Origin of the sequence: Propionispira raffinosivorans DSM 20765 (assembly GCF_000381065.1) — a bacterium.
GTDB lineage: Bacteria > Bacillota > Negativicutes > Selenomonadales > Selenomonadaceae > Propionispira > Propionispira raffinosivorans.
This window is the reverse complement of record NZ_KB905858.1, coordinates 33,058-45,608: the sequence shown is the minus strand read 5'-3', so window position 1 is coordinate 45,608 and position 12,551 is coordinate 33,058. Positions and strand designations below refer to the sequence as shown.

At 38.0% G+C, this 12,551-nt stretch carries 11 protein-coding genes; all 11 read left to right on the top strand.

Annotated features, from left to right (window positions below; genetic code table 11):
- The first annotated feature begins 55 nt into the window (after positions 1–55).
- The 11 genes from F606_RS0114555 to F606_RS0114505 all read left to right on the top strand — a co-directional run bounded on the left by F606_RS0114555 (position 56) and on the right by F606_RS0114505 (position 12,549).
- Entirely contained in the window at positions 56–634 is a 579-nt protein-coding gene (locus F606_RS0114555; protein ID WP_019554617.1) for a flavodoxin family protein, read from the top strand.
- Positions 635–861: 227 nt separating this feature from the next.
- Positions 862–1,731: a MurR/RpiR family transcriptional regulator gene (locus F606_RS0114550; protein WP_019554616.1), complete on the top strand. Its 870-nt coding sequence runs from the start codon at positions 862–864 to the stop codon at positions 1,729–1,731.
- Between the two features lie 203 nt (positions 1,732–1,934).
- A complete protein-coding gene (locus F606_RS0114545) occupies positions 1,935–3,218 on the top strand; it encodes a M20 family metallo-hydrolase (protein ID WP_019554615.1) in 1,284 nt (427 codons plus the stop codon).
- Complete coding sequence (locus F606_RS0114540; RefSeq protein WP_019554614.1) at positions 3,219–4,553, top strand: amidohydrolase family protein; 1,335 nt, start codon at positions 3,219–3,221, stop codon at positions 4,551–4,553.
- Positions 4,554–4,573: 20 nt separating this feature from the next.
- Complete coding sequence (locus F606_RS0114535; RefSeq protein ID WP_019554613.1) at positions 4,574–5,773, top strand: aconitase X catalytic domain-containing protein; 1,200 nt, start codon at positions 4,574–4,576, stop codon at positions 5,771–5,773.
- 1 nt (position 5,774) lies between these two features.
- Positions 5,775–6,179 carry an aconitase X swivel domain-containing protein gene (locus tag F606_RS0114530; RefSeq protein WP_019554612.1) on the top strand — a complete coding sequence of 135 codons (405 nt, stop codon included), beginning with the start codon at positions 5,775–5,777 and terminating at the stop codon, positions 6,177–6,179.
- A 13-nt stretch (positions 6,180–6,192) separates the two neighbouring features.
- A complete protein-coding gene (locus tag F606_RS0114525; protein WP_019554611.1) occupies positions 6,193–7,158 on the top strand; it encodes a C-terminal binding protein in 966 nt (321 codons plus the stop codon).
- Positions 7,159–7,251: 93 nt separating this feature from the next.
- Positions 7,252–8,286 carry an ABC transporter substrate-binding protein gene (locus tag F606_RS0114520; RefSeq protein ID WP_019554610.1) on the top strand — a complete coding sequence of 345 codons (1,035 nt, stop codon included), beginning with the start codon at positions 7,252–7,254 and terminating at the stop codon, positions 8,284–8,286.
- 75 nt (positions 8,287–8,361) lie between these two features.
- Positions 8,362–10,380 carry a urocanate hydratase gene (locus F606_RS0114515; RefSeq protein WP_019554609.1) on the top strand — a complete coding sequence of 673 codons (2,019 nt, stop codon included), beginning with the start codon at positions 8,362–8,364 and terminating at the stop codon, positions 10,378–10,380.
- 34 nt (positions 10,381–10,414) lie between these two features.
- The gene (gene hutI / locus F606_RS0114510) at positions 10,415–11,662 is read left to right on the top strand and encodes an imidazolonepropionase (RefSeq protein ID WP_019554608.1); all 1,248 of its coding nucleotides are present in this window, start codon (positions 10,415–10,417) and stop codon (positions 11,660–11,662) included.
- Entirely contained in the window at positions 11,656–12,549 is an 894-nt protein-coding gene (locus tag F606_RS0114505) for an ABC transporter permease (RefSeq protein WP_019554607.1), read from the top strand. The genes hutI and F606_RS0114505 overlap by 7 nt, the downstream gene beginning before the upstream one ends.
- Positions 12,550–12,551 lie beyond the last annotated feature (2 nt).

Below are 12,551 nucleotides of genomic sequence, written 5' to 3'. Positions count from 1 at the left end.
GATAACGGGTAAAGTAGTTTATAAAAAGAGACTGACAGAATTGGAGATGTAAGTAATGAAAGTTATTGGTATAAATGGAAGCCCTCGTAAAGAGGGGAACACAGCGATATTAATTCAAACCGTATTTAAAGAGCTCAATCAGCAGGGGATTGAAACAGAATTGATTTCCTTATCTGGGAAAAACCTTAAAGGCTGCATAGCCTGTAAAGCCTGTATGAAAAATCAAAATCAGCAATGCGTTATCAAAAATGATGATTTTAATGATTGTTTGGGGAAAATGATTAAGGCAGATGGGATTATTCTGGGTTCACCTGTATATTCTGCAGGGGTGACTTCACAGATCAAAGCGCTTATTGATCGAGCTAGTATCGTATTAGCAGCGAATAAAGGTTTATTAAAACATAAGGTTGGTGCTACCGTAATCGCTGCTCGTCGAGGCGGGGCAATAAGTGCGGCTGATACGTTAAATCATTTTTTGCATAGTAAAGAAATGTTCCTCGTTGGTTCAACCTATTGGAATATGGTCTATGGCAATGAGATCGGTGAAGTGGAACAAGATCAGGAAGGTATGAATAATATGAAAAATATCGGCGAAAATATGGCTTGGTTATTGAAAAAAATTCAAGGGTGTTAATTTTTTTTAGATGCTTTACTACACGGGTTGATGAAACGTAGTTTAGTATTATTTCTTGCTATCTTGATCTAGAGAATATTCATTGGCTGTGATTATTTTTAGCATAAGTTGTTATTGGTGTGCCGGAAGAAAATAAATAGAATATGTGTTAATTTACTACGATGTATTATATAATAAGAAAAATGACGTGTATTACAATATAATTGAAAATAGGAGACCTATCTGATATGAAAGATCCGAAACTTATCCAGAACTTTGAAGAATTAAATAGTATGTTGATGCATGTAGCAAAAGAGTCACCAACGTATCAAAAGATTGCAGTGTATATAGAAAAAAATTATCTTCGTATAATTTTTATGACAGCAAATGAATTGGCAGATCAGTTGGGGATTAGTCAGGGAAGTGTATCCAGGTTTTTTATTGCTTTAGGATATCGGGGCTATAATGATTTTTTGAGAACTTTGCAGAATATTGTAAGTGAGAAATTGACAGCTCCACAACGGTTGCAGTATAGCAAACAACATAAAAAGCAAGACAATCCATTGCGGGATATTCTTGACATTGAATTGGCGAATATGGATGAACTGATTAATATTATGCAAGGGAAAGCTTATGAAAATCTTATAAATATGATTATTTCCGATAAACAGTTGATTTTGCTTTCTGCAAGAATGTCAGCTACTATTTTGCCATATGTTGGTTATATTTTGAATAAAATGCGATCCAATGTTTTTCAGTTAAGTCCTAATTCGCCAATGTGGGACACTCTTGAATTGTGTAATCCGGAGGATGTAAATATAGTTACGGTAATGTTTCCTCGTTATCCTAAAATACTTGTACAAAAATGCAGTTCATTAAAAGAAAAGGGTTTCCATATTGCGGGCGTTACGGATAATCATTTTTCACCTGCAATGAATTTTTGTGAATCTACGGTATTTGTACCAGCAACAACTTCGTCTATTTTTGATATTTATAGTACACCAATTGCTTTTTTTAATTTGTTATTACGTGATGCAGCCAAGCAAATGCCAGAATTAGATCAAAGGATGGAACAGATTGAACAAATCGAACGAGAAAATGAAGTTTATTTTAAATGAATATTTGTAACTTTGTAATTTTCTAGTTGACTTTTAATTTAGGGAAGATTATAATAAAAGAAATTGAAGACAGTTGAAGAAGCAAAGGCGCTTTATTTCCGAAAACAAGGAAGTAAAACGTCTTTTTTTTACATTTCTATGAATGATATCATCATTCATAGAAATGTAAAAATGAGTTAATCAATAGAAATAGAGGTGCGCAAATGCAAAATATTATAGAAAAAGCAGAACTATCAGTTATGAAGATAAATGCTCCACGATTGATTGGACGCTTACAAGAACTTGCGAAAATAGGGATGAATACAAGGGGGGGGATTGATCGGCAATTAGCTAGTCCCGCTGATGAAAAAACGAGAAAATGGTTGGTGAATTGCTGGACTAAAGAATTGGATTTAAATCTCTATATAGATCCGATTGCAAATATTTGGGCGAGGCAAAAAACAGTTTCAGAAAGATTGCCAATTGTAATTGGCTCACATCATGATACGGTACCAAATGGCGGCGGATTTGATGGGGCATTAGGGGTATTAATCGCAACTGAAATTATGCAGATTATCCAGGAAAATTTATTGGAATTGAAACATCCGCTAGAAATAGTTTCTTTTACCGGGGAGGAGCCAAATTCGTTTTCGGTTTCTACTTTAGGAAGCAAGGTATTATGCGGACGATTGACTTATAGAGATTTACAAAAACTTTATGATAAGAATACAGGCGAAACATTAGAACATGCTGTTAGTCGGCTCGGTGGGGATATAAGCAAAGTAGGAGATGCGGTTATTAAAAAAAATAGTTTAGCGGCATTTGTTGAATGTCATATTGAACAGGGACGCAGACTTTATGATAAAAACCAAGCTGTAGCTTCTGTGACTTGCATTACGGGAATTTATCGTGAAACCATTCGCATTGTTGGTGAGGCTAACCATGCGGGAACGACACAGATACAAAATCGCCGCGATGCTTTGGCTGCAGCCGCCGAAGTTTGTCTGGCAGTAGAAAATATTATGAAACAGCCTGATATGACGGAAGTGTCAGCTACTGTCGGAAGAGTAGAGGTTTTACCGAATTCATCGAATATCATTCCTGGAGAAGTTACTTTGACATTGGATCTTCGTACAGCTGATCCAGTAAAAAGGGGCAAAGCTCTTCAAATATTGACAAAAGCAGTTGATGAAATTATGGTCGAACGAAAATTGCAGATTGTACGGAACCTTGATTTGGATCAACCGGAAATGAAAATGGACAAGATCGTCATAGATTCGCTCAATGAAGCGATTCTTTTTGCAGGAGAAACAAAACGGCAATTGGTCAGTATGGCAGGGCATGATGCGGCTAACATGGCCAGAGTCACAAAAGCAGGTATGCTTTTTGTTCAAAGTATTGATGGATACAGCCATTGCCCCAAGGAAATGACAGGAAATGATGAGATTGTAAAAGCGGCACAGATTTTATTGGATACAATTTTGATACTTGATAGGAGCTTAAAATAAATGACTGTAAAAATATTTAAACCAGAAGCTTGTCTATTAGATGAAAAATTAAAATATGGGTATGGAATTGCTGTAGAAAATGGTGAAATTATTTCTGTGGATGAAAGCAGTCGATTAATAGCTTCTTATCCGAATGCGTTGCTTGAAGAATGGCCTGGGCTCGTGCTGATTCCAGGAGCAGTGAATACGCATAATCATAGTTTTCAGAGTTTACTAAGAGGTATTGCGGTAGATCGTCCTTTTTTAGAATGGAGGGATGAGTCTTTATATAAATTTTCACCTAAAATGCGGACGGTGGATATATATGCTGGAGCTTTATTTGCGTTTACAGAGATGATGAAAAGCGGCGTTACGACGGTTTGCGATTTTTTCTATTTGCATAATGAGGGTATTGAAAGTGATGAAGCGGTAATTCAGGCGGCAACGGATGCTGGGATCAGGCTTGTACTGGCACGGACAATGTATGACTGGGACGGAGCTCCTGCGGGATATGTTGAGGATGTTTCAACAGCGATTTTTAATACAGAAACTTTGATGAAAAAATATACGGGGGGAATGGTTCGTGTTTTGCCAGCGCCACATAGTTTACATGCAGCTTCTCCCGCAATGATCAAAGCAGGGTACAATCTCGCGCGAAAATATGGGACAACCTATCATATTCATGTAGCGGAAGAACCTTTTGAAGTGGAGCAAGTTATAAAAGAGCATAAAATGACGCCATTAACTTATCTTGATAGTATTGGTGTTGTAGATGAAAGTATGGTCATTATTCATGGTGTATGGTTGAATGACTTGGAAATAAAGCTATTAGGTGATAAGGGCGGACAACTGGCATATTGTCCGTCAAGTAATATGTTTTTGGCAGATGGTGTAACGAATATACCAGCATTTTTAAAGTATGGTGTTTCTATTGGATTGGGGAGTGATGGAGCTTGCAGCAATAATAGAATTAGTATATTTGAAGAAATGCGCATGGTGTCTATTTTGCAGAAAGTTCATACGTTGGATGCCTTGTGTGTAAATTATAAAGATGCATTTCGTATGGGCACTATAGGCGGAGGAAAAGCATTGGGTTTAAAAATTGGGAAGCTGGAGGTGGGCTGTAAAGCTGACTTTACGGGGATTGATTTGCGAAATCTTTCGATGCAGCCAATTACGGCGGCAGGAAATCAATTTTTGCCTAACCTGGTATATTCGATGCAGCCAACAGCTATAAAAAATGTTGCAGTAAATGGGCGGACGACAGTTCGCAACGGTGAATTGCAAAGCATATCAGAAAAAAGAGTTCTAGAAAAAATTGGACAGACAATGCAGCATTTAGAAGAAAATTTATAAGGAGAAAAGAGGGATATGAAATGCTTTTAACAGATGAAGAACAGAAAATGCTCAATGGATTTTATGGTGAAGGTACAAAGTTGGCAATGAAAATTTTAGTAGCGGTGGGAGAAGCCTATGATGCACCTAAAATGGTTCCAGTCACGCGAACGCATGTAGCTTTAAGTAATCAGGAGGCTGATTTATGGTTTGCTGAAAAATTAGTAGCTGGTGGAGCGACCTGCCGCATTCGACCAACGGTAAATCCGAGTTTCCACTTGAAGCAGTTTCAAAAAATAACGCGAATTGAAGCGGAAGATGAAGCGATCGTGAAACGTACCCATGCTGCATATAATCGTTTAGAAGCAATAATGACATATGACTGTACGCCTTATCTTGAAAAAAACGTTCCTCGTTTTGGTGAAGTGATTGCATTTTCTGAATCGAGTGCTACACCTTTTGTGAATTCTGTTTGCGGGGCTCGTTCTAATCGCGAATCCGCACAAAGTGCATTATGTTCTGCGATAACAGGTGTTACACCACTTTATGGATATTTATTGGATGAAAATAGAGCCGGTGAAATTTTGGTTCATGTAGAAGCAGATATGACCGATGATTTTTCATATCAAATGCTAGGCTATTTTGTTCCTAAGAAAACCGGTTTTTCAATTCCAGTTTTTGAGGGCTTGAAAAATCCAAGCAAAGAAGCGCTGATGAATTTAGGTGCACAACTAAATACGGGTGGTAATGTAGCAATGTATCATATTTTGGGATTCACACCGGAAGCGAGAGATATGAAATCTGCATTTCAAGGTAAAAAGCCAAAAGGTGAGGTGACAATAACGGAAGCTGATTTAAAAGCAATGCAACAAGAAATATCAGATGCTGGTGGTGAGATTGACTTTGCTTTATTTGGCTGTCCACATTTTACGATTGATCAAATAGCCAGAGTGGTTGATTTGTTAAAAGGAAAAAAATTAAAGGTGCCACTTTTCATAATGTCCTCTGCTTTGTCGAGAAATTTATCCGAAAAAATGGGATATATGGATATCATTCGTGAAGCGGGTGGAGAGCTTGTTGAAGATACTTGTATGGATCAACCTTGTTGGAAATTTTTATATGGGAAAAAAGGCATTACGGATTCACCAAAATGTGCGTACTATACGAAAAGAAGAGATATGCGCTTTGTAATTGCTTCACTTGAAGACAGCGTGGAAGCTGCATTGAAAGGGATGTATTAAGATGGGGCAGAGTTATTCATGTCATAAAATTTCTGGTGGCAAGGTACAAGGTGAAATATTGTTTTCGCAGGATGGCTTATGCTTTTATCTGGTTGATCCAAAAACAGGAGTTGTTATTGAAAAAGAACATTGCTTATATGGCAAATCAATTGCCGGAAAAATCATTGTTTTTCCTTATGGAAAGGGAAGTTCTGTTGTACAAGCAGATGGAATGTATCAGATGAAGATGACAGGCATGAGTCCTGCAGGAATGATTGTAGAAAATGCCGATACGACGTTGGCTGCCAGCGCAATTATTTTAGAAGCTCCAATGGTCAATAAAGCAGCAACTGAATTTTATAGAGATGTATCCGATGGAACCAGAGTGGAACTTGATGCAGAAAATGGTGTAATCACTTTGTTATAGGAGGAAAAGGGAGATGTCATTTTTAGTTTGGATTATAGATGAGGAATGGTCAGATTATAAGGATGAAATAGAAATTTTACAAAAAGAACTGCCAAATTGTGAGCTTCGTTTTTCAACCTATACGTATGAAAAAGACCTTACATCTTTTGGCCGACACGCAGATCTTATTTTTGCACAAATTTATGCAAAAATTCCGGCATCTGTGATAGCACAGTTGGAACATTGTAAAGGAATTGCCGTTTATGGTGGTGGGTACGATCGTGTAGATATCAAAGCTGCTAGAGCAAAAAATATTGGGGTAACGAATGTCCGGGGATATTGCTTGGAAGATATTGAAGATTATGTAATGGCAGCAATTTACCGCAGTAATAAGCAGCTGGATACTTATGCGGAGGCGATTCATCAGGGGAAATGGGGTGCTCAGGCTGTACGTGAACCAATACATCGGGTTAGTTCAAGTACTTTATTTATTGCTGGCTGCGGAACAATTGGTTCAGGCGTTGCAAAAAAAGCAAGGGCATTAGGAATGCAAGTCCTAATTTATGATCCGTATGTAAAAACTGATAAAATAACATCCTTAGGTGCTTGTAAAGTAACATTGGAAGAGGGCTTTGCTGCAGCTGATTTTGTCAGTATTCATATAAAGTGTGATGAGACTACCGAAAATCTTATAACGAAAAAACATTTTGATTTAATGAAACCGACGGCGTATCTCATCAATACTTCAAGGGGGAAAATTTTAAATGAACAGGAGTTGATCAAGGCGGTTTCTTCAAAAAAAATGGCAGGTGCAATCTTAGATGTGATTGTTCAGGAACCACCACAAGGAAACGAAAATATCTTTGCACAGAAAAATATACTTATAACACCACATATTTCCTATATATCAATTGAATCTTATAAAGAACTTAAACGGAGAACTGTAGAAAATGCATTAAAAATGTTAAAAGGAGAACGCCCCGCTGATTTGGTGAATTAAATTCGTTAAATTCTCAAATATAAAGGTTAAAAATTTTAAGTAGCAATGACTAGTAACTTTGTTTGTAATAGAAAATAAAAGGAGAGTTAAAAAATGAAAACATACTTAAAAAAAATTGTATCCGTTGCAATGGCCGGTGTATTTCTTTTTTCAGTTGCTGGCTGTGGTACCAATTCTACGGCAAAAGACACAGCGAAAGCATCTTCTTCAAGTGCTGCTTATGATGGTGAGATTATCTTAGGACAGTCTTCCTGGATTGGATTTGCACCATTGTATATTGCTGAAGAAAAAGGTTTTTTTAAAAAGCATGGTGCAAATGTAAAAATACAGTCGATAGAAAGCAAGGCAGATAGTAAGAGTGCTTTGGCTGCAAATCGTATTCAGGGAGTTTCTACTTCAGCGGATACACATGTTGTAAATGCAGCAGCAGGAATTGATGAAGTACAAATTTTGGCACTCGATACTTCGGCGGGTGGTGATGGAATTGTCGCAAAAAAAGAAATTAAGACAATTGAAGAGCTGAAAGGGAAAAAAATTGCCTTGGACACTACGGGCGGGGCGGACTTTTTCTGGTTTCAATATTTACTAAGCGCAAAGGGAATGAGTCTTAAAGACTTTGATGTGCAGGCAATGTCAGCGGGGGATGCTGGTGCAGCCTTTGTTGCCGGAAAAGTAGATGCCGCGATTACCTGGCAGCCATGGCTTTCAAGGGCAGCTGCTACGGACTTTGGTTATACTATGATGGATAGTAAGCAAAGTCCTGGTGTGATTGTTGATACCTTTGCAATGAAAAAAGACTTTATAGCACAACATCCAGAATCGGCACAGGCTATTGTAGATGCCTGGTATGATGCTTTGGATTATTTAAAATCAAATGAAGACGATGCTTTGCAGATCATGGCAAAACGTCTTGGTGAAAAACCAGAAAAACTCAAAGCAGAATTAAAGGATGTACAATTTTATGATGAAGCCGGAAACAAAGCATATTTCGGAACAAAAGAAAAACCTGGTGATTTTTACAAAATTGTAAAAATGGCATCAGACCTTTGGTTACAGACTAAATTAATTGATCAAGCAGTTAATCCGGCTTCTATTATTGATGATTCGTTCTTGACGAGATCAAAATAAATCATGGATTCGTATTGTGATGAGGCCGTTTTTGCCTCATCCAATATTATTTTTAGTTTTGGAGGAAAATGTTTTATGACATCTGATAATAAAAAATTTGTAATTGGTCCGGAAACAGAATTGCCGTCTATGCCTAAATTTAAAGAAGGTATACGGCGGGCGCCTTCGAGAGGTTTTCATTTATCTTCAGCACAGACTGAGGTGGCTTTGAAAAATGCGCTGCGTTATATTGATCCAAAGCTGCATAAACAGTTGGTTCCTGAATTTTTGGAAGAGCTAATAAAGTATGGTCGTATTTATGCCTATAGATTTCGTCCGGTAGAACATATTTATGGAAAACCAATCGAAGAATATTCAGGGAATTGTATTGAAGGCAAAGCATTTCAGGTAATGATAGACAATAATCTTGATTTTGCAGTAGCTCTTTACCCATATGAGCTTGTTACCTATGGTGAAACAGGCAGTGTATGTCAAAATTGGCTTCAGTATCGTTTAATCAAGAAGTATTTGCAAGTTATGACAGATTCTCAGACATTAGTGATGGAATCAGGACATCCTTTGGGATTGTTTAAATCGAAACCGGAAGCCCCGCGTATCATTATTACAAATGCTTTGATGATTGGAATGTTTGATAATCAAAAAGATTGGGAAATTGCTGAAGAAATGGGCGTTGCTAATTATGGACAAATGACTGCAGGTGGTTGGATGTATATTGGGCCGCAAGGGATTGTTCATGGGACATACAACACTTTGCTGAATGCTGGCAGAATGCATTTGGGAATACCAAACGATGGCGATTTGACGGGGCATTTGTTTGTAAGTTCCGGTCTTGGCGGAATGAGCGGTGCACAACCGAAGGCCGCAGAAATTGCCAATGCGGTTGGAATTGTGGCTGAGGTCGATTTTTTACGGATTAAAACACGTTTGGATCAAGGCTGGGTTAGCGAATGTTATGAAAATTTGGCAGATGTCTTTGCTTCGGCACAGAAACATCTTAAAGATAAAACAACTATCTCGATTGCTTATTGCGGTAATATTGTTGATTTGTTAGAGTACGCGGTAGAACATAAAATTAAGATTGACCTGCTGTCTGATCAGACATCCTGTCATGTCGCTTATGATGGCGGCTATTGTCCACAGGGAGTAACCTTTGATGAACGTACAGAAATGCTGGCAAAAGACCGTATCAAATTTATGCATATGGTCGATCAAAGTTTACGGCATCATTATGAATTAATTAAATGTTGTGTAGAACAGGGGACATTCTTTTTTGATTATGGGAATTCGTTTCTTAAAGCCGTTTATGATGCTGGAGTTAAAGAACTTTCAAAAAATGGAATCGATGAAAAGGATGGGTTTATTTTACCATCTTATGTGGAAGATATTATGGGACCACAACTTTTTGATTATGGCTATGGCCCGTTTCGCTGGATTTGCCTGAGCGGGAAACGGGAAGATTTATTAAAGACAGATCATGCTGCAATGGAATGTATAGATCCAAATCGTCGGTATCAGGATCGTGATAACTATAATTGGATTCGTGATGCAGAAAAAAATGATATGGTTGTTGGAACACAGGCCCGTATCTTATACCAAGATGCAGAAGGGCGCATTCGTATTGCTTTAAAATTTAATGAAATGGTCAAGACTGGCGAAATTGGTCCAGTTATGATGGGACGTGATCATCATGATGTAAGCGGGACGGATTCGCCTTTTCGAGAAACGGCAAATATCAAAGATGGTAGTAATGTCATGGCCGATATGGCAGTTCAATGTTACGCGGGGAATGCTGCCCGTGGAATGAGTCTGGTGGCGTTGCATAATGGTGGTGGTGTTGGTATCGGCAAATCAATTAATGGCGGATTTGGTCTGGTTTTGGATGGCAGTACGCGAGTTGATCAAATTATAAAAAGTGCCCTGCTTTGGGATGTTATGGGTGGCGTAGCACGCCGCAGCTGGGCAAGAAATGAACATTCAATCGAAACCGTGAAAAAATACAATAGAGAATATGCGGATGAAAGTCATATTACAGAACCTTGTCTGGCAGATGATAATCTAATTAAGAAAGCAGTTGCAGGATATTTTACAAAGTGATTTTAAGAAAAAAGAAGGGGAGGGCGGAAAGAACATGGAAAAACTCTTAATTCAAAATATCTCGCAGCTTGTTACCCCGAAAGGAAAAACAGCAAGGCATGGAATTGCAATGCGACAGATTGAAATCCAGGAAAATGCGGCAATTTATATCGAAGCAGGAATTATTCAAAAAGTCGGTAATAGCGCGGATGTTGAGATCTATGCTAAAAAAGCTGGTGACGATTTTAAAATTGTAAATGCTCATGGTAAATGTGCTATTCCTGGTTTTATTGATCCGCATACACATTTTCTTTTTGGTGGAAGTCGCGCGGATGAATTCATCGATCGTTTGGCAGGGGTACCTTATTTGGAGCTTTTAAAGCAAGGCGGTGGCATCTGTTCTACGATGCAGTCAACGAGAGAAAGCTCAGAAGAGAGTCTATATCAAAGTGGTAGGGCTGTCTTAAACAATATGCTAAAGCTGGGAGTTACTTCGTTAGAGGGCAAAAGTGGCTATGGATTGGATAAAGATACCGAACTGAAACAGCTTCGCGTTATGCATCGGTTGAAACAGGATTTGCCGATTTCATTGAAAACAACTTTTTTGGGAGCGCATGCGGTTCCTCCAGAATATAAGGGGAATGGCGATCAATATATAGATTTTTTAGTCAACGACGTGTTAAAGCAGGTTAAAAAAGAAAATTTAGCGGATTTTTGTGATGTGTTTTGTGAAACAGGCGTTTTTTCTTTGGAACAATCCGAACGTTTATTATCAACAGCGGCTCAGATGGGGTTTAAATTAAAAATGCATGCGGATGAAATTAATTCTCTAGGGGGAGCAGCTTTAGCTCATAAACTCAAAGCCATTTCTGCTGACCATTTATTAGCAATTACAGAAGCAGATATTCAAGTCTTGTCTTCAGGTAATACAATAGCAGTTCTCTTGCCGGCAACAGCTTTTTGTATGAGAAAACCATTTGCTCCTGCAAGAAAAATGATTGATACCGGTTGTGCGGTTGCTTTAGCAAGTGATTTCAATCCGGGAAGCTGTTATACGTATTCTATACCATTGATATTAGCCTTGGCAGTGATTTCAATGCAGATGACATTGGAAGAAGCTTTAACAGCGATTACGCTGAATGCAGCAGCAGCAACCGATCAGGCAGATTCTGTCGGCAGCATTGAACAGGGAAAAAGAGCAGACATACTATTACTGGCATATCCTGATTATCGCTTTTTGGTATATCATACGGGCATTAATATTGTTCAACATGTAATAAAGGATGGTGAGTTATTATGGTGAATGAAAAAGCAAATATGCAGGTCGAGCCACTGTTTATTGCAACAGAGCAAACAGCAAACAATAATTTGAAAAAAGGAAGAAAAATAATTGCTAAATTAAATGATGCTTTTACGCCGAAGGGCAGAATAAAAAAAGTTTATACAGTACTACTTGCTGCAGGAGCTTTTCTTTCTATCATTTTACTATGGATGTTTTTGACAGTATCGGGGACAGTAGATGCATTTTTTTTACCAACAATAGGGAATACAGTGCATGTTGCCGTTGATTTGTTGTCGGATGGAGAATTTCTTAAAGGCGTTGAAATGACAGTATATCGGGTCATGAGTGGATTTCTTATTTCTGCTGTAATTGCCATACCACTGGGGCTTTTAATAGGAACTTATGCACCAGCTTCGGCTTTGCTGGAATATGTTTTTTCATTTATTCGTTATTTACCGGCATCAGCGTTTATTCCTTTATTTATTTTATGGATAGGCATCGATGAATCAGAAAAAATAGCTATTATTATTTTGGGCAGTTTACCACAACTTATTTTGATGATTGCAACAAACGTCCGCAATGTTCCAATGTCGATGATCGAGGTTTCTTATACTTTAGGAACTTCAAAATGGGATGTTCTCTGGAAAGTTATTTTACCAAAAGCAATGCCGGATATTGTGGATACGTTGAGAACCGTGCTTGGCTGGGCTTGGACTTACGTTATTGTTGCTGAATTGGTAGGAGCTTCTTCAGGGATTGGCTATATGATTATTCAGTCACAGAGAATGATGGATACATCTCGTATTTTTGTGGGGATTTTAACAATTGGGTTTATAGGAATGATTATTGATATTTTGTTTAAAGAAGGTCATAACCGATTATTTTACTGGAATAAAGATAGTCATTAAAG